The sequence below is a fragment of the Yinghuangia soli genome (assembly GCF_021502675.1).
Classification (GTDB): domain Bacteria; phylum Actinomycetota; class Actinomycetes; order Streptomycetales; family Streptomycetaceae; genus Yinghuangia; species Yinghuangia soli.
In genome coordinates, this window is the sequence record NZ_JAKFHA010000032.1 from 68713 (window position 1) to 85141 (window position 16429).

General features: G+C 72.2%; 16 protein-coding genes, 1 tRNA gene, 1 pseudogene and 1 riboswitch. Of the genes and pseudogenes, 11 read left to right on the plus strand and 7 right to left on the minus strand.

Translation table 11 applies throughout. The features are described 5' to 3' along the window. Positions 1-83: 83 nt before the first annotated feature. The 3 genes from LZ495_RS34635 to bcp form a co-directional block, all read right to left on the minus strand. A tRNA-Leu gene (locus LZ495_RS34635) sits at positions 84-168 on the minus strand. A gap of 85 nt (positions 169-253) precedes the next feature. Continuing rightward, on the minus strand, positions 254-1105 hold the full coding sequence (locus LZ495_RS34640) for an HNH endonuclease signature motif containing protein (RefSeq protein ID WP_235057097.1): 852 nt from the start codon (positions 1103-1105) through the stop codon (positions 254-256). A gap of 151 nt (positions 1106-1256) precedes the next feature. Further along, positions 1257-1730 (minus strand): thioredoxin-dependent thiol peroxidase, encoded by a 474-nt coding sequence (bcp, locus tag LZ495_RS34645; RefSeq protein ID WP_235057098.1) that lies wholly within the window; start codon positions 1728-1730, stop codon positions 1257-1259. A gap of 233 nt (positions 1731-1963) precedes the next feature. Here bcp and LZ495_RS34650 point away from each other — a divergent pair. The 7 genes and pseudogenes from LZ495_RS34650 (at position 1964) to LZ495_RS34680 (ending at position 7046) form a co-directional block, all read left to right on the plus strand. Then, positions 1964-3061, plus strand: a pseudogene (locus tag LZ495_RS34650) (energy-coupling factor ABC transporter permease). A 28-nt stretch (positions 3062-3089) separates the two neighbouring features. After that, positions 3090-3857 carry a cobalt ECF transporter T component CbiQ gene (gene cbiQ, locus LZ495_RS34655; protein WP_235057099.1) on the plus strand — a complete coding sequence of 256 codons (768 nt, stop codon included), beginning with the start codon at positions 3090-3092 and terminating at the stop codon, positions 3855-3857. Positions 3858-3868: 11 nt separating this feature from the next. Next, complete coding sequence (locus tag LZ495_RS34660) at positions 3869-4726, plus strand: energy-coupling factor ABC transporter ATP-binding protein (RefSeq protein WP_235057100.1); 858 nt, start codon at positions 3869-3871, stop codon at positions 4724-4726. Between the two features lie 164 nt (positions 4727-4890). After that, positions 4891-5304 carry a DUF3618 domain-containing protein gene (locus tag LZ495_RS34665; RefSeq protein ID WP_372498688.1) on the plus strand — a complete coding sequence of 138 codons (414 nt, stop codon included), beginning with the start codon at positions 4891-4893 and terminating at the stop codon, positions 5302-5304. Positions 5305-5457: 153 nt separating this feature from the next. Beyond that, entirely contained in the window at positions 5458-5760 is a 303-nt protein-coding gene (locus LZ495_RS34670) for a GroES family chaperonin (protein WP_235057120.1), read from the plus strand. A gap of 99 nt (positions 5761-5859) precedes the next feature. Continuing rightward, a riboswitch (guanidine-III (ykkC-III) riboswitch) is annotated at positions 5860-5924 on the plus strand. 14 nt (positions 5925-5938) lie between these two features. Beyond that, positions 5939-6262: a quaternary ammonium compound efflux SMR transporter SugE gene (gene sugE / locus LZ495_RS34675; protein WP_235057101.1), complete on the plus strand. Its 324-nt coding sequence runs from the start codon at positions 5939-5941 to the stop codon at positions 6260-6262. Positions 6263-6392: 130 nt separating this feature from the next. After that, positions 6393-7046: an RICIN domain-containing protein gene (locus LZ495_RS34680; protein WP_235057102.1), complete on the plus strand. Its 654-nt coding sequence runs from the start codon at positions 6393-6395 to the stop codon at positions 7044-7046. Here the strand turns inward: LZ495_RS34680 and LZ495_RS34685 are convergent. Next, positions 7030-7521, minus strand: a complete 492-nt coding sequence (locus LZ495_RS34685; RefSeq protein ID WP_235057103.1) for a Fur family transcriptional regulator — start codon at positions 7519-7521, stop codon at positions 7030-7032. The genes LZ495_RS34680 and LZ495_RS34685 overlap by 17 nt on opposite strands. Before the next feature lie 131 nt (positions 7522-7652). On the opposite strand from LZ495_RS34685, the gene LZ495_RS34690 reads away from it, so the two are divergent. After that, complete coding sequence (locus LZ495_RS34690; RefSeq protein ID WP_235057121.1) at positions 7653-8702, plus strand: LLM class flavin-dependent oxidoreductase; 1050 nt, start codon at positions 7653-7655, stop codon at positions 8700-8702. A 46-nt stretch (positions 8703-8748) separates the two neighbouring features. Here the strand turns inward: LZ495_RS34690 and LZ495_RS34695 are convergent, their stop codons facing one another. Together LZ495_RS34695 and LZ495_RS34700 are read right to left on the minus strand one after the other, a co-directional pair. Further along, complete coding sequence (locus tag LZ495_RS34695) at positions 8749-10626, minus strand: ABC transporter ATP-binding protein (protein WP_372498690.1); 1878 nt, start codon at positions 10624-10626, stop codon at positions 8749-8751. Between the two features lie 50 nt (positions 10627-10676). Then, positions 10677-12521 carry an ABC transporter ATP-binding protein gene (locus LZ495_RS34700; protein ID WP_235057105.1) on the minus strand — a complete coding sequence of 615 codons (1845 nt, stop codon included), beginning with the start codon at positions 12519-12521 and terminating at the stop codon, positions 10677-10679. 304 nt (positions 12522-12825) lie between these two features. Between LZ495_RS34700 and LZ495_RS34705 the strand changes: the two genes are divergently transcribed. Beyond that, a complete protein-coding gene (locus tag LZ495_RS34705) occupies positions 12826-13425 on the plus strand; it encodes a nucleotidyltransferase family protein (protein WP_235057106.1) in 600 nt (199 codons plus the stop codon). Positions 13426-13443: 18 nt separating this feature from the next. On the opposite strand, the gene LZ495_RS34710 is transcribed toward LZ495_RS34705, so the two are convergent. Beyond that, positions 13444-13977, minus strand: coding sequence for a CGNR zinc finger domain-containing protein (locus tag LZ495_RS34710; protein WP_235057107.1), 534 nt, complete (start codon positions 13975-13977; stop codon positions 13444-13446). 138 nt (positions 13978-14115) lie between these two features. Between LZ495_RS34710 and LZ495_RS34715 the strand changes: the two genes are divergently transcribed. Continuing rightward, on the plus strand, positions 14116-15324 hold the full coding sequence (locus LZ495_RS34715; protein WP_235057108.1) for an MFS transporter: 1209 nt from the start codon (positions 14116-14118) through the stop codon (positions 15322-15324). 115 nt (positions 15325-15439) lie between these two features. Further along, entirely contained in the window at positions 15440-16321 is an 882-nt protein-coding gene (locus LZ495_RS34720; protein ID WP_235057109.1) for an alpha/beta fold hydrolase, read from the plus strand. The last annotated feature ends 108 nt before the right edge of the window (positions 16322-16429 follow it).

The following is a 16429-nucleotide window of genomic DNA, read 5'->3' on the forward strand; positions in this document are numbered from 1 at the left end:
ACCCTACCCCCCCCCCCCCACCCCCCCCCCCCACACCCCCCCCCCCCCCCCCCCCGGGGGCGCCCCCCCCCCCCCCCCGACTGTGCGATCGGTGGGATTCGAACCCACATGGTGTCTCCACCGGAGGGTCCTAAGCCCTCTGCGTATGCCTGATTTCGCCACGATCGCCCACATATGTCCGATTTGCTGGTCCCCTTCGCGTGACCCAACACCGAACGCAGGCAATCTTAGCCGCGGACAGCCCGGCAAGGTGTCAGCTCGCCGCCGCCCTGCTAGTTCGCAGAGCCCGGTTGCGACCGCAGAAGGTGCTCGTCTGGCTATGGCAGTTCGGGCAGAGGTATCGAAGGTTCTCGGCCCGGTTGTCCCGCCAGTCGCCGTTGATGTGGTCGACCTCGAGGATCAGGGGGTCGCCTTGCCAGGTGTTCCCGATGCGGCACTTGGTGCAGCATGACTCGCGGCCGATTTCGCCGAGCGCTCGGCGCAGGAAGCGGACGGCCACCCGCTTGTCGCGGTCCGGCGTGTGGCACAAGATGTCGGCCGCGCTGCGTTGCGGAATCTTCTTGCCCCGCCTGTGTGCCTGACCCACAAGCCCTGTCAGGTCGATACCGTGCAGGGCCGCGCAGCGGTGGACCATCCGATATCCGGATGTGCCTTGGGGGAGCCCCAGCACGCGGATGATCTCGGCAATCGATCGGGTTGTCGCCACCGCACGTCGCAGGTCTTCAGGATCGATGGAGCGGCGCCGACGCTTCGTCGGTTCGAAGTGGCTCAGATCGATGCCGAACGCCCGGCAGCGGCTTTCGATGTACATGGCTGCGCGCGGATAGGACGGAGAGCCGAGTGCCACGAGCAACTCGTGCATGTTCCGGCTCGATGCGACCGCTTCGTCCAGGGCCTCGCGGGTGTAGGTGCGGCGCTCGTGGTGCTTGCCCAGGTGGCTGAAGTGGCTCGTGTCGATGTCGAACCGTTTGAGTTGGCGGCTGATGTGCGTGTGGTATCCGCCCAGGATCGGCAACCCGAGCTTGCGCAGGATCTCGTTGACGCTTCGGGACTCCGCCGCCAACTGCCGCAGCTGGTCCGGCGGGTACTTGTAATAGGTCCCCATGGCTCATGACCTCCTCGGGAGCTCCCCTGCTCCTCGATGGGGTCAACGGCGAACTGGCGTGCGAGTCACGGGTTGGTTGGCGGCTATTTTCTGATTAGCCGTCAAGCGTGCGGGCCGGCTGCGCAGGAAAGCGCGGCCGGCCCGCAGGGCGCTACGCGGCGATCTTGAGGTCCTTCAGGAGCTTGGCGACGTGGCCGGTGGCGCGGACGTTGTACCAGGCGTGTTCGATCTTGCCGTCTTCGTCGACGACGAAGGTGGAGCGGATCACGCCGGTGACCTTCTTGCCGTACATGGTCTTCTCGCCGAAGGCGCCGTACGCGGTGAGCGTGGACTTGTCCGGGTCGGAGAGCAGGGTGATCTTGAGGGCTTCCTTCTCGCGGAACTTGTCGAGCTTCTCCGGCTTGTCGGGGGAGATGCCCAGGACGTCGTAGCCGGCGTCCGCGAGGAGGGCCAGGTTGTCGGTGAAGTCGCAGGCCTGCTTGGTGCAGCCGGGGGTGAGGGCGGCCGGGTAGAAGTAGACGATCACCTTGCGGCCCTTGTGGGCGGCCAGGGAGACGTCGTTGCCGTCGGCGTCCTTGAGGGTGAAGGCGGGGGCGGTGTCGCCGGACTGGAGTCGTTCGCTCACGGTGGCCTCTTCCTTGGTGCCTGGGTGCGATGGGATCGCGTGTCGACCCGGCCACGCTAGGTGCGGCTCCGAATCACGGCAAACACGCACGCCGGAGCGCGGTGCGTAGGCGAGTGCCGAGGGCCACTAGTTGCGAGGCTTTTGCAAGTGCAAGAGATCCTCATAAAATCGGACGGTTCTGCGGTCGCCTGTGGTCGGCCGGTCGCATCCGCTTCTTCCCGGGGGAGGTCCCCATGCACGTACCCGATGGGTTCATCGACGCACCAGTCTCGGTCGCCCTGGGGGTGGTCGCGGCCGGTGGCGTGGCGGTCGGTCTGCGCGGTGCCCGGCGCGAGCTGGACGAGCGCACGGCGCCGCTGGCCGGGCTGGTGTCGGCGTTCATCTTCGCGGTGCAGATGCTGAACTTCCCGGTGGCCTCGGGGACCAGCGGCCACCTGCTGGGCGGCACGCTCGCGGCGATCCTGGTCGGGCCGTACACCGGCGTGCTGTGCATGTCGGTGGTGCTGCTGATGCAGGCGGTGTTCTTCGCCGACGGAGGGCTGAGCGCGCTGGGCGTGAACATCACGGTCATGGGGATCACGACCGCGGCGGTCGGCTACGGCCTGTTCAAGCTGCTGGCCGCGGTGCTGCCGAAGACGCGGCGTTCGCTCGGTGCGGCGTCGTTCGTGGCCGCGCTTGTGTCGGTGCCGGTCTGCGCGGCGGTGTTCACGCTGGTGTACGCGATCGGCGGGACGACCGATGTGCCGCTGTCGAAGGTGGCCGGCGCGATGATCGGCGTGCACGTGCTGATCGGCATCGGCGAGGCGCTGATCACCGCGGCGACGGTGTCGAGTGTGCTGGCGGTGCGTCCGGACCTGGTCTACGGCGCGCGGGGTCTGGTGCGTCCGCTGGAGCTGCGGACGGGCGGAGCAGCCGGCGCGGCCGGGGTGCCCGGGCAGGCGGCGGCGCCGTCGTCCGCGGCGCAGGTCTGAGTCGGGTCGACGAGGAGGAACGGGAACATGGCGAAGGTACGCACGCGCACCCTGCTCATCGCGGGCGCGCTCCTCGCACTCGTCCTGGCGGGCGTGGTCAGCTTCTATGCCAGCCAGAGCCCGGACGGCCTGGAGAAGGTCGCCGCGGACAAGGGCATCGACGCGAAGGTCGAGGACCACGCGCTCGCGGACGCTCCGCTGGCGGACTACTCGGTGAAGGGCGTCGACAACGAGCGGTTCTCCGGCGGCCTCGCCGGCGTGCTGGGCGTGGGGGCGACGCTGCTGGTCGGCACCGGTGTCTTCTGGGTCGTGAAGCGCCGCGGCGGCGAGGGCGCGCAGCCCGCCGCCGACGGTTCGTGAGCGGCGGGCGAGCCGCCGGGGCCCGCTGATGGGTGCCGGGCACGCGCACAACCTGTACCGGGCGGGTGATTCCCCGGTCCACCGGCTGCCGCCGCACTGCAAGTTGGTGGCGGTGGTGCTGTTCGTGCTGGCCGTGGTGGCGACGCCGCGGGAGCGCTTCTGGGCGTTCGGGGTGTACGCGCTGCTGCTGGCCGCCGTGGCAGCGGTGGGTCGGGTGCCGCTCGGGTACGTGCTGCGCCGGGTGGTCGTGGAGATCCCGTTCGTGGTCTTCGCGTTCGCGCTGCCGTTCCTGGCGACGGGTCCGAAGACCGAGTTCCTGGGCCTGACGGTGAGCCACAGCGGGCTGCTCGGGGCCTGGAACATCCTGGCCAAGGGCACGTTGGGCGTGGTCGCGTCGATCCTGCTGGCGGCCACCACGCCGCTGCGCGACCTGCTGCTCGGCATGGAGCGGCTGCGGATGCCGCAACTGCTGGTGCAGATCATGCAGTTCATGCTGCGGTACGCCGATGTGATCACCGGTGAGATGGGCCGTATGCGGGTGGCGCGGGAGTCGCGCGGGTTCCGGGCGCGCGATGTGCGGCAGCTGCCGGTGGTCGCGAAGTCGGCGGGTGCGCTGTTCATCCGGTCGTACGAGCGCGGCGAGCGGGTGCATCTGGCGATGCTGAGCCGCGGTTACACCGGCACGATGCCGGTGCTCCTCGACGTCCGGGCGTCGCGGGCGCAGTGGGGTGCCGCGGCGCTGCTGCCGTCGGCCGCTGCGCTGGCCTGCGCGGTGGCCTGGTTCGCGGGTGGGTGAGGATGGACCCCATGGCGGATACGGAAACCGGCGCGGTCGTCGGCGCGGCCACCGGCACAGATACCGGCGCGGACACGGGCGCCGGCACGCACGCGGGTGCCCCGGCGTCGCTCGAGGTCGAGGGGCTGGCCTTCGCGTACCCGGACGGGCATCAGGCGCTGTTCGGGGTCGACCTGCGGATCGGCCGCGGTGAGCGGGTCGCGCTGCTCGGGCCGAACGGGGCCGGCAAGACGACGCTGGTGCTGCATCTGAACGGCATCCTGTCGGCGGACACCGGGACCGGCCGCGGGAGCGTGCGGGTGGCCGGGCTGCCGGTCGCGAAGGCGAACCTGCAGGAGATCCGGCGGCGGGTCGGGATCGTCTTCCAGGACCCGGACGACCAGCTGTTCATGCCGACGGTGCGTGAGGACGTCGCGTTCGGTCCGGCGAATCTGGGGCTGCGCGGTGCCGAGCTGGATGCGCGGGTCGACGAGGCGCTGGCGCTGGTCGGCATGGCGGAGTTCGCGGACCGGCCGCCGCACCACCTGAGCTTCGGGCAGCGCCGGCGCGTCGCGGTGGCGACGGTGCTGGCGATGCGGCCGGAGATCCTGGTGCTGGACGAGCCGTCCTCGAACCTGGACCCGGCCGGGCGCCGCGAGCTCGCCGAGATCCTGGCCCGGCTGGACGTGACGGTGCTGATGGTGACGCACGATCTGCCGTACGCGCTGGAGCTGTGCCCGCGCGCGGTGGTGCTGTCCGGCGGGGTGATCGCCGCCGACGGCGCGACGCGCGAGCTGCTCGCCGACCGCGAGCTGATGGACGCGCACCGGCTGGAGCTGCCGTACGGGTTCGCGCGCCTGGACTGCGGGACGTGCGCGCCGCCCGGGTGATGCCCAGGGGCCGTCGGGGCAGGTGAACACGGCTGAGAACCACCCGGATGCCGCGGCCCGAGGGGGATACCTGCTTGACTTGGGGGCACACGCGCAAAGCGGCGCGGTTCGCGGGCGGCGGCAGCAGTCGCGGCACGGTGGCAGCGGGAGCGAGAGGACTGGCTGTGGGCGAGAACGGGCACGGCGGGCCGGAGCGTTCTGCGGCGGAACTGGAGCGCGCCGGCCGGGCCGCTCTGGGACGCCCGGTGACGGTCCAGGCGAAGCACTCCCGGGTGGAGCCGGTCGGCGCGGCGAACGGTGCGGCCGGGGCGGCTGCGAAGCCCGCGCCGCCGCGTACCCCGCAGCAGATCGAGGCGGACATCGAGGCGGCCCGGTCGAATCTGGCCGCCACTCTGGACGAGCTCGTGGACCGGGTGAAGCCGGCGAACGTCGCGCGGCGGACCGGCGACAAGGTGCGGGCGCAGTTCGTGGACCCGGACACCGGGGCGCCGCGCACCGAGCGGATCGTGCCGGTCGCGGGGGCGTTCGTGGGCGTGGTGGTCCTGGTGGCGCTGCTGAAGCGCCGCAAGAAGAAGTGACCCGCGGGGTGCGGGCCGGTGCCGGATAGTCGCCCTGGTGTCACACGATGGCGCTCGGGCGGGTAGTTTTCATGCGTGAGTTCCGACGCGCCCAAGACTTCCGCACCCCGTGACAGCGACCCCGCCGGCCTCGGCGAGAAGCTGCCGATCCGCATGCTGCACGACCGGGTCCTGGTCCGCCAGGACGCCGGCGAGGGGGACCGCAGGTCCAGCGGCGGCATCCTCATCCCGGCGACCGCGCAGGTCGGCAAGCGGCTGGCGTGGGCCGAGGTGATCGCGGTCGGCCAGAACGTGCGGACCGTGGAGCCCGGCGACCGGGTGCTGTACGACCCGGAGGAGCGTGCCGAGGTCGAGGTGCGCGGGGTGGCGTACGTGCTGCTGCGCGAGCGCGACCTGCACGCGGTGGCCGCGGAGCGCGTCGAGGCCTCCGGCGAGGCCACCGGTCTGTACCTCTGAATCTCTGAAGTTCTGAATCGCTGAACCTCTGACCGGGGCCGGTGACCAACCTCACCGGCCCCCGGTTTTGCCCGGCGTGGGCGGTTTGAGAGGCTGGATGCGGCGGCCGGTTCCGGCCCGCCCCCGACGAGGTGCGACGTACCGGGCCCTGACGACGACGCGTGCGAGGTGCGTCGTCATGCCGTGGATCCTGATCGGTCTTGCGGGTCTGCTCGAGGTCGGATGGGCCATCGGGCTCAAGTACACCGAGGGCTTCACCCGCCTCGTCCCCAGCATCTTCACCGGTCTCGGCATCGCGGGCAGCATGATCCTGCTGTCGATGGCCGCGAAATCCCTGCCGATCGGCACCGCGTACGGCGTGTGGGTCGGCATCGGTGCGGTCGGGTCGGCGCTGCTGGGCATCGTCATCTTGGGCGAGCCGGCCACCGCGGCCCGGATTTTCTTCCTGAGTCTGATGGTGGTGGCGATCGTGGGCCTGAAGCTCACGAGCGGCGGCCACTGACGCGCCGTGCTTCGCGACTGCGCCCCTCGTCCACGCCCCTTGCCCGCGCCCCGGGCCGGTCTGCCAGGATGGCCGCCCTGAGGGGCCGCCCGTCCGGCGCGGGCCCGGGACCGGGAGGGGTGCTGCGCGGATGTTGTCGCGCCGGATAATCCTGGCCGCCTTGGCGGCGACCGCGGTGGTGGGGCTGCTGTTCGGCGGGCTCGCCGGTCTCGTGGACGGCGGGGGCGGTGGCGGCGGGACCGCGAAGGCGGCCGCGACGACCGGCTCCGGGAGTCCGCTGCCGTCCGCTGCGCCGCCGTCCGCCGCGCCGAGCAGCGCCGAGCCGTCCGCGAGTTCGGCGAGCCCGAGCGCCTCGAAGTCGCCGTCTGCGACGCCCAAGCCGCTGCCGCAGCCGGGCAAGGTCTACACGATCACGTCGGGCGGCCGGGCGATGGACGTGGCGGGCGGGGACAAGGGCGACAACACCCCGGTCATCTTCTACGCCCCGGGTGCGGGCAAGACGAACCAGCAGTGGTCCGTGCAGGCGGCCGCGGACGGGTACTTCTACGTGATCTCGCGGGTGAGCAACAAGTGCCTGGACATGCGCAGCGGCCATGCCGTCCAGGACGACTGCGGGGAGGCCCGGCAGCAGTGGATGCCGCAGCCGCGCGGCAACGGGTTCGTGCTGGTGAACCGCGAGGGCGGCGGTGCGCTGGGGCCGGGGGAGAAGGTCAAGGGCGAGCAGGGCATGGGCCTGGTGCCGGCCGCGAACGGGACGGTCTGGACGTTCACGCCGGTGGGCTGACCCCTGGTCCTGGTCCTGGTCCGGGCTCGGGTCCGGGTTCGGGTCCGGCCGCCGCGCGGCAGGCGGGGCAGCGCCCCCAGAAGGTGACCTCGGCCTCGTCGAGGTCGTAGCCGTGGTCGTCGTCCGGGGTGAGGCAGGGGGCCGCGCCGACGACGCAGTCGACGTCCTCGACCGCGCCGCAGCCGCGGCACACGATGTGGTGGTGGTTGTCCCCGGTGCGCGCCTCGAAGCGGGCCGGGTGGTCGGCGGGTTCGATGCGGCGGGCCAGGCCGGCCCGGACCAGTGCGTGCAGCGTGTCGTACACCGCTTGGGTGGAGACGCTGCCGAGGCGTTCGCGCGCGGCGCGCGCGAGGGTCTCCGCATCGCTGTGCGGCATGGTCCCGATGAGGTCCAGGACTGTGGTGCGTGCGGCGGTGACCCGCAGCCCCGCGGCGCGGAGCCGGCGGGGGATCTCGTCACGGGATGTCCCGGTCATGAACTCAATATAGGAACATTCTGGAGCAGTTCAAGAGACTGACCCGATCGGGCCGGGCCGCGCGGAACAAGGCGGACGGGTGCCGTGTTGGGTGTTGCGTGCCTTCCCACGAGTCTTCCCCCGCGCAGCCGATGCCCGATATCCCGCTGTCCGTGCTGGACGTGGCGCCGGTGGGCACGGGCTATTCCGCGACCGAGGCGTTGCGGACGACCACCGAGTTGGCCAAGCGTGCCGAGCGCTGGGGCTTCCGCAGGTTCTGGGTCGCGGAGCACCACAACATGCCGGGCATCGCGAGTTCGTCGCCGCCCGTGCTGCTCGCGCATCTGGCCGCGCACACGTCCACGATCCGGCTCGGTTCGGGCGGCGTGATGCTGCCGAACCATGCGCCGCTGGTGGTGGCCGAGCAGTTCGGCACGCTGCAGGCGCTGCACCCGGGCCGCATCGACATCGGTCTCGGCCGGGCGCCGGGGACGGACCAGACCACCGCGCGGGCGCTGCGGCGCAGTGCCGACGCGCTGTCGGCGGACGACTTCCCGCAGCAGCTCGGCGAGCTGATCGGGTTCCTGACCGGTTCGTTCTCCGACGGGCATCCGTACGGCCGGATCCATGCGGTGCCGGGCCCGGTGTCCGGGGTCGAGCCGGGCGGCGAGCGCGATGCGTCGCGGGCGCCGGTGTGGCTGCTGGGTTCGAGCGGGTACAGCGCGCAGCTGGCCGGGATCCTGGGGCTGCCGTTCGCGTTCGCGCACCACTTCAGCGGGCAGCACACGGTGCCCGCGCTGGCGCTGTACCGCGAGCACTTCCAGCCGTCCGAGGACTTGAAGGAGCCGTACGCGATGATCGCGGCCGGCGTGATCGCGGCGGACACGGCGGAGGAGGCGGGCCGGCTCGGGCTGGCCCAGGCGCTCGGCATGATGCGGCTGCGCAGCGGCCGGCCGGGGCTGCAGCCGAGTCCGGAGGAGGCCGTGGCCTATCCGTGGACGCCGGCCGAGCGCGAGTTCGTGGAGTCGTACCAGCGCCAGCATGTGATCGGCGATGCCGCGGGGGTGCGCCGCGGGCTGGCCGAACTGGTGGCGCGTACGCAGGTGGACGAGCTGATGGTGATCAGCAACGTGCACGGCCATGATGCGCGGCTGCGGTCGTACGAGATCATCGCCCGCGAGTGGGGGCTGCCCGGGGTGTGAGCCCCGGGCCGGCCCCGGCGCGGATGCGCTTGCCCGTGCCGGCGCGTCAGACGAGCGATTCGCGCCAGGCCCGGTGCAGGGTGCCGAAGCGGCTGCGGCCGTTTCCGCCGCTGACCAGGTCCTCGGGGCTGCCGTCCTCGACGATGCGGCCCGCGTCGACGACCAGCACGCGGTCGGCGATCTCGACCGTGGAGAGCCGGTGCGCGATGACCACCGCGGTGCGGCCTTCCAGGACGGTGGCCAGCGCCCGCTGGACCGCGCGTTCGCCGGGGATGTCGAGCGACGAGGTGGCCTCGTCGAGGATCAGCACGGCCGGGTCGGCGAGCAACGCGCGGGCGAAGGCCACCAGTTGGCGCTGGCCTGCGGAGAGCCGCGCGCCGCGCTTGCGGACGTCGGTCTCGTAGCCGTCCGGCAGCGCCGTGATGAAGTCGTGCGCGCCGATGGCCCGTGCCGCGTCCTCGATCTCGGCGCGCGTGGCGTCCGGGCGGCCGATCGCGATGTTGTCCGCGACCGAGCCGGAGAACAGGAACGACTCCTGGGTGATCATGGTGAGTTCGCCGCGCAGCTGCGGGGTGCTCAGCTCGCGCAGGTCGACGCCGTCCAGCCGGACCGCGCCCGCGGTGGGGTCGTAGAAGCGGGCGAGCAGCTTGGCGACCGTCGACTTGCCCGCGCCGGTGGCGCCGACCACCGCCACCGTCTGGCCGCGCGGGATCACCAGGTCGAGGGCGGGCAGCACGGTGATGCCGTCCTGGTAGCCGAACGCGACGCCGTCGAAGGCGACGCTGCGGCCCTTGCCGATCCGGGCGGGCAGGTCGGCGGGGTGCTGCGGTTCGGCCACGCCCGGTTCGTGCGCGAGCATCCCGGCGATTTTCTCCAAGCCGGCCGCGGCGGACTGGTAGGTGCTGGCGAACAGGGCGAGTTCGTCGAGCGGTTCGTACATGCGCCGCACGTAGAGCATGACCGCGGTGAGCACGCCGAGTTCGAGCCCGCCGTCGACGACCCGCCACGCGCCGGCGATCAGCGTGCCGACCAGGGTCAGGTTGCCCAAGCCGCGCAGCAGCGGGGCGAAGTACGCGAAGACCACGATGGTCTCGGTGTTCGCCTCGGTGTAGCGGCGGTTGAGCGCCCGGAAGATCCCGGAGTTGCGCGGCTCGCGGCGGAACGCCTGGACCGCGCGCACGCCGTTGAACGTCTCGATGTATTGCGTGGTGAGCGTCGCGGAGGTGGTGCGGACGCGCCGGTAGGCGGCGGTCGAGCGCCGCGTGTACCAGCGCGCGGAGAAGTACAGCGGGACGACGCCGGATACCACCAGCAGGGCGAGTGGCACGTCGAGGAAGAACAGGAAGACCAGCGACACCCAGAACGTGAGCGTCGCCGAGACGAGGCCGTCGAGCCCGTCGTCGAGGAGTTCCTGGACGGCGTCGACGTCGCCGGTGGCCCGCGACACGATGCGGCCCGCGGTGTAGCGCTCGTGGAAGTCCAGGCTGAGGCGCTGCGCGTGCTCGAAGATGCGGGTGCGCAGTTCGAGCAGCATGTTCTGGCTGACGTGTGCGGCGACCGCGAAGAAGCCGAGGGTCACGCCGCCGGTGGCCAGCCCGCACAGCGCGTAGGCGATGACGATGGCGATGAGCGTGGACTCGTCGCCGGCGATCGCGTCCGGCACGGCTTCGTCGATGGCCAGGCCGATGAGCAGCGGCCCGGCCAGCAGCGCGGCCTGTTCGAGGAGGACGAGCAGGACCGCGAGTGCGAGGAGCAGCCGGTAGGGCGCGAGCAGCGAGGCGAGCAGGCGGCGTGCGTCGCCGGCCCGGGCCTTGCCGAGCGGGCTGCCGCCGGGCTCGCCGTCCGCGGCCAGGCCGGACGCCTCGGCCTCGGCGTCGTCGTCGAGGTCGTCGGGGCGCGCGCTGATGCCGCGCCACGAGGTCAGGTCGATATCCGGTTCCTCGGGCTTGCCGCGCTTGTTGTCGGGACGGCCGCTCACACTGCCTCCTCGGCGGGTTCCCGGTCGAGGCGCGGGGCGGCGAGGTCGCGGAACCGGGATGTGTCCGCGGCCATGAGATGCCGGTACGCGGAGCTGCGCCGCAGCAGTTCGTCGTGCGTGCCGACGTCCGTGATGCGCCCGTGGTCGAGCAGCGCGACGCGGTCGGCGAGCTGCACGGTGCTGGGCCGGTGCGCGACGACCAGGGCGGTGGTGGTGGACAGCACGCTGCGCAGCGCGCGTTCGACCTGGGCCTCGGTGTGCACGTCGAGGGCGGAGAGCGGGTCGTCCAGGACCAGGACGGCGGGCCGCGACACGACGGCGCGGGCCAGCGCGAGGCGTTGCCGCTGGCCGCCGGACAGGTCCAGGCCTTCTTCGCCGACCCGGGTGTCGAGGCCCCACGGGAGGTCGTGCACGAACCCGGCCTGCGCGACGGCCAGGGCGCGTTCGACGTCGGCGTCGGTGCCTTCGGGGAAGCCGAGCAGGATGTTTTCGCGCACGCTCATGGAGAACAGCACGGATTCCTCGAACGCCATGGCCACGATGCGGCGCAGGCGTTCCAGCCGCAGGTCGCGCAGGTCGGTGCCGTCCAGCGTGATGCGGCCGCCGGTGACGTCGTACAGGCGCGGCACGAGCGCGGTGACCGCGGTCTTGCCGCATCCGGTGGGGCCGACCAGGGCGATGGTCTCGCCGGGCCGGACCGCGAGGTCGAGGCCGCGGAGCAGGTCGGGGGCGTCCGGCGGGGTGTCGGGGAACCGGAAGTGCACGTTCTCGAAGGCGAGGGCGCCGGTGACCTTCGCGGGTTCGGCCGGGTGCTCCGGTTCGGGGAGTGCGCCGTCGGCGTCCATGACCTCGAAGTAGCGGGCCGCGGCGGCGCCGGTGTCGGTGGTGGCCGCGACCAGCCATCCGAAGGAAGTCGTGGGCCAGCGCAGGTACATGACGACGGCGAAGAAGCCGACGAGTTCGCCGGACGTGGTGGTGCCGTCCGCGACCTGCCGGACGCCGAGCAGCAGCGCGACCGCGATCATGGCCTCGGGCAGCGCGATGAGCACGGCCCAGATGACGCCGACCAGGCGGGCCTTGCGGACTTCGGTGCCGCGCAGTTCGCGGGTCTGCGCGGCGAACCTGCGGTCCATGGCGCGGTGCCGGCCGAAGGCCTTGAGGATGCGGATGCCGAGGACCGACTCCTCCATGAGGGTGGCCACGTCCCCGGCCTGGTCCTGGGCGCGCCGGGTGACCACGCGGTAGCGCTTCTCGAAGACGATGCTGAGCACGATCACCGGGATCGCCACGGCGGTGACGACCGCGCCGAGCAGCGGGTTCAGCACGATGAGGATCACCGAACCGAGCACGAACGTCGCGGTGTTGACGATCAGGAAGATCAGCACGAAGGACAGGAACATCCGGATCTGCCCGAGGTCGCGGCTGGCCCGGGACAGCAGCTGGCCCGAGGACCACTTGTCGTGGAAGGCCACCGGACGGGTCTGCAGGTGCTCGTACAGGGCGTTCCGCATGGCTTCCTCGACGCGCGGCAGCGCGCGGGCGGTCAGCATGCGGCGGGCCCAGAAGAACGCGGCCTCCAAGGCCCCGAACACCAGCAGCAGCAAGGCCCACGGCCACAGCGCGGAGGTGTCCCCGTCCGCCACCGGGCCGTCGATGATCTTCACGATGAGCAGCGGCAGCACCAGCCCGGAGGTGGTCGCGAGCAGGGCCATGAGGCCGCTCGCGAGCAGCCGGTTGCGGGCCGGGCGGATGTACGGGCGCAGCCTGAGCAGGGTTGCCACGGTCGACGTCTTCGGTCTTGTGGACGTGTCCGTCGAGGGCATGGACGCGGGATCGGCCATGATCCTGGACGGTACGGCGCACCGGCCGCGCGGTCACCTGGTTTTCCGTGCGGGGGGCACGGATCCGGACACCCGGGTCGGCGGATGTGTCGGGGCCGCGCGGGGCTCGGTCACCGCGCGGCCCCGAGTCCGGGGCGGACCCTGCACAGGATCTCCGGGTGCACGGAATCCACACCCGATCCGCAGCCGAAAATCCGTTCGGTGATGCAACTGTGATTTGCGGGCGGTTCGTCCGGGTCGCGGCGGTTCGCCCCGGGGGAGGGGCCGCAGGGCGGATAGCCTCCGCAGCGGAGGTGGTGCACCCGTGCGTACCGGAGCGCGGCAGGTGGCCGGACTGCTGCTCGCGGCGGGCGGCGGGAGGCGGCTGGGCGGCCGGCCGAAGGCGCTGCTCGCGTACCGCGGGCGCCCGCTGGTCGAGCACGCGGTGCGGGTCCTGCGCGACGGCGGATGCGCCACGGTCACGGTGGTGCTCGGTGCGGGGGCCGAACAGGTCGCCCGCGACGCCGACTTGACCGGGGCCCGGGTGGTGCTGAACCCGGACTGGGCATCCGGTATGGGCTCGTCGCTGCGGACCGGCATCGAGGAGCTTCCGGCCGACGCCTCGGCGGTCGTGGTGACGCTCGTCGACATGCCCGGCGTCGGGGCGGACGCGGTCGCCCGGATCGCCGCCGCGCATATCGACGACGGCGCGGAACTGGCCGCCGCGACGTATGCCGGGCGCCGCGGCCATCCGGTCCTGTTCGCATCGCCCTGGTGGGCGCAGGTCGCGGCGAGCGCGCAGGGGGACGCGGGCGCCCGCGGCTTCCTGGCCGAACACGGGTCGCTGCTGCGGCTGGTGGAGTGCGGGGACGTCGCGGAGGCGTACGACGTCGACACTCCGGACGACCTTTCGCGCCTGGAGTAGGCCGCCGCACGAGCCGGTTCAGCGCCCCCGCGCGTAGTGCGTGCGGGCCTTCGCCCGGTTGCCGCACTGCGCCATGGAGCACCAGCGTCGCCGGCCGTTCTTGGACGTGTCGAGGAACCACAGCGTGCATTCGGGTGCCGCGCAGTTCCTGATCCGGCCGGGTTCGGCGGACTGCACCAACTCCAGGTAGGCGCGGGCGGATTCCCAGGCGGGGCGCCAGGCCTCGTCGTCGATCTCGACGTGTTCGGCCGGGCCGTCCGCGGTGATGCCGAGGCGGACCGCGCCGCGCGCCAGCACCGCGTCGAGTTCCTCGTACGCGTGCTGCTCCAGTGCCGCGCGGATCGCCTCCCGGGCGGTGGCGAGCGCCTCGCGCAGCCGCGCATCGGACGGCCCGGTCCCCGTGCTCGTGCCCGGGTCGAGGCCGTGCCCGGCCAGCCAGGCCCGCAATTTCAGCGGGTCGTCGAGGTGGTCGTGCAGCACATCCCGCACGGGCCAGCGGGTGTTCGCGAGGTCCAGGGCCAGGGGTTCGCCGGTCAGCGGCCGATCATCCATGCCGTCAATCTAACTCTTGAAAGCCACTTGACGGGTTAGATGAAAGCGATCTAATGTCTAGCCATCGGAACAGACGTTAGAAGCGAGGGGGTGGCCGCAGTGCCGCGCATCGGCAGTACCGGGGCAGGACTGGCGGCCATGACCGTCTCGTTCGGACTCAACTTCTCCGCCGGGGTGTTCTTCGCGCCGGTGACCGACGACTACGGGATCGGCGCCGGGACGCTCGCCGCGGCCGCGGCGCTGTCCACCGCGGTCACCGGGCTCGCCCAGCCGCTGGTCGGCAGCCTGCTCGACCGGGTCGGCGCAAAGCGCGTCATCGTGGCGGCACTCGCCCTGCTCTCCGCGAGCTACCTGGTCCTCGGCGCGGCCCGCGGCGCCGGGCAGTTCGTCGCCGCGTACGTGGTGCTCGGCGGACTGGGCTTCGCCGGCTCCTCGACCCTCGCGGTCAGCACCCTGATCACCCGGAGCGAAGGCGACCGCGCCGGCCCGGCGCTGGCCCGGGCCGCCATCGGCATCAACCTCGGGCAGCTGGTCGTCCCGTGGGCCGCCGCGGCACTGTTCGTCCCGCTCGGCACCCGCGGCACGTACGCCGCGATCGGCCTGCTGGGCGCCGCGTCCACCGTGCTGCTGGCCGCGGTCCTGCCCGCGGACCGCCCCCCGGTTCCGCGGTCCGGTGCGGCGCCGTCGCAGCCCGCCCGCCAGTCGCTGCGCGGCCGCGGCCGGATCCTCGCCGCCTTCGGCCTGCATGCCGCGACCCTGTACGCGATGGTCCTGCTGCTGCCGAAGCACGCCGTCGAACTGGGCTGGGGGCACGGCGCCGCGGGCAGCCTGGTCGCGATCGCCGCCGCGTCCGCCGCGGTGTCGTCCGCACTGAACGCCCGGCTCCTGAACCACACCGCCCCGGAACGCCTGCTGCCCGTCCTGCACGTGGCGCGCGCCGTCTCGCTGGTGCTCGCCGCCGCTGCCCCGGACGCCCGGCTGCTCGTAGTCGCCGCCGTCGTGTTCGGTGCCGCGTCCTTCCCGGTGATCCCGCTGACCATGGCGGTCGTCACCCGGGGCCTCGACCCGGCTCGGCTGGGCCGCACCCTCGCCCCCGCCTGGGTGCTGCACCAGGGTTCGGCCGGCGCCGGCCTCGCCCTGGCCGCCCTCGGGCACGCCCTGACCGGCAACTACCGCACCTACTTCGCGTTCGGTATCGGGCTCAGCCTGCTCGCCGCCGTGCTGACCGCGACGGTCAAGAAGGCCGCCGCGGCGTCGACTCCGAGCGTTGCCGTGGCCGCCAATCCGCTACCCGCTCCGGCCGCCGAGGCCAACGTCCGCACCGCGGTGCGCGCCCCGGCTTCCTGAAAAACCTCTTCAAAACAATTACCCGCGGACGCAATAACCAGCGCACGCAAACAGTTGAGATCCGCAGTACGCCCTATCGCACGCACCGTTTCGGACCCGGAAAGGGACGATCACCATGAACGCCACCGACACCCGCGCCATCCAGCACCGCACCGCCGAGGTCGACGGACTGAACGTCTTCTACCGCGAGGCCGGCAACCCGGAGAACCCGACGCTCGTGCTGCTGCACGGCTTCCCGTCCAGCTCCGCGATGTACCGCGACCTGATCGCCGAACTCGCCGACTCGTACCACCTGGTGGCCCCCGACCACATCGGCTTCGGCCAGTCGGACGCCCCCGCCGTCGACGCCTTCCCCTACAGCTTCGACAAGCTGACCGAGGTCACCCTCAAGCTCCTCGACCAGCTCGGCCTGGAGCGCTTCGCGCTCTACATCCAGGACTACGGCGCCCCGATCGGCCTGCGGATCGCGTCCGCGAACCCCGAGCGCGTCACCGCACTGATCAGCCAGAGCGGCAACGCGTACCTGGAGGGCTTCACCCCGTTCTGGGACATCCTCATCGCGCACGCCAAGGACCGCGAGACCCACGAGCCCGCGGTGCGCGAGCTGCTGACCGCCGAGGCCACCAAGTGGCAGCACACGCACGGCATCCCGGCCGACCGCATGGAGCGCGTGTCGCCGGACGCCTGGGTGCTGGACCAGGCATACCTGGACCGCCCGGGCAACAAGGAGATCCAGCTGCGGCTCTTCTGGGACTACCAGTTCAACCTGGACGCGTACCCGGGCTTCCAGGAGTACTTCCGCACCCACCGGCCGCCGACGCTGGTCGCGTGGGGCCAGGGCGACGAGATCTTCGGCCCGGACGGGGCCCGCGCCTTCGCCCGCGACCTGCCCGACGCGGAGATCCACCTGCTCGACGCCGGGCACTTCGCGCTCGCCACGCACACCCCGGAAATCGCCGCCCTGATCCGCGACTTCCTCAAGCGGAACGTCGGCTGACCGTCCCGAAGGCCCGGCGCGACAGAAGGGAGAGTCTTTGCACGGACTGTACGAAGCGCGGCGCGGGGACCCACCCCGGGGACCGGGGGGGGGCCGGCCCGGGGCGGG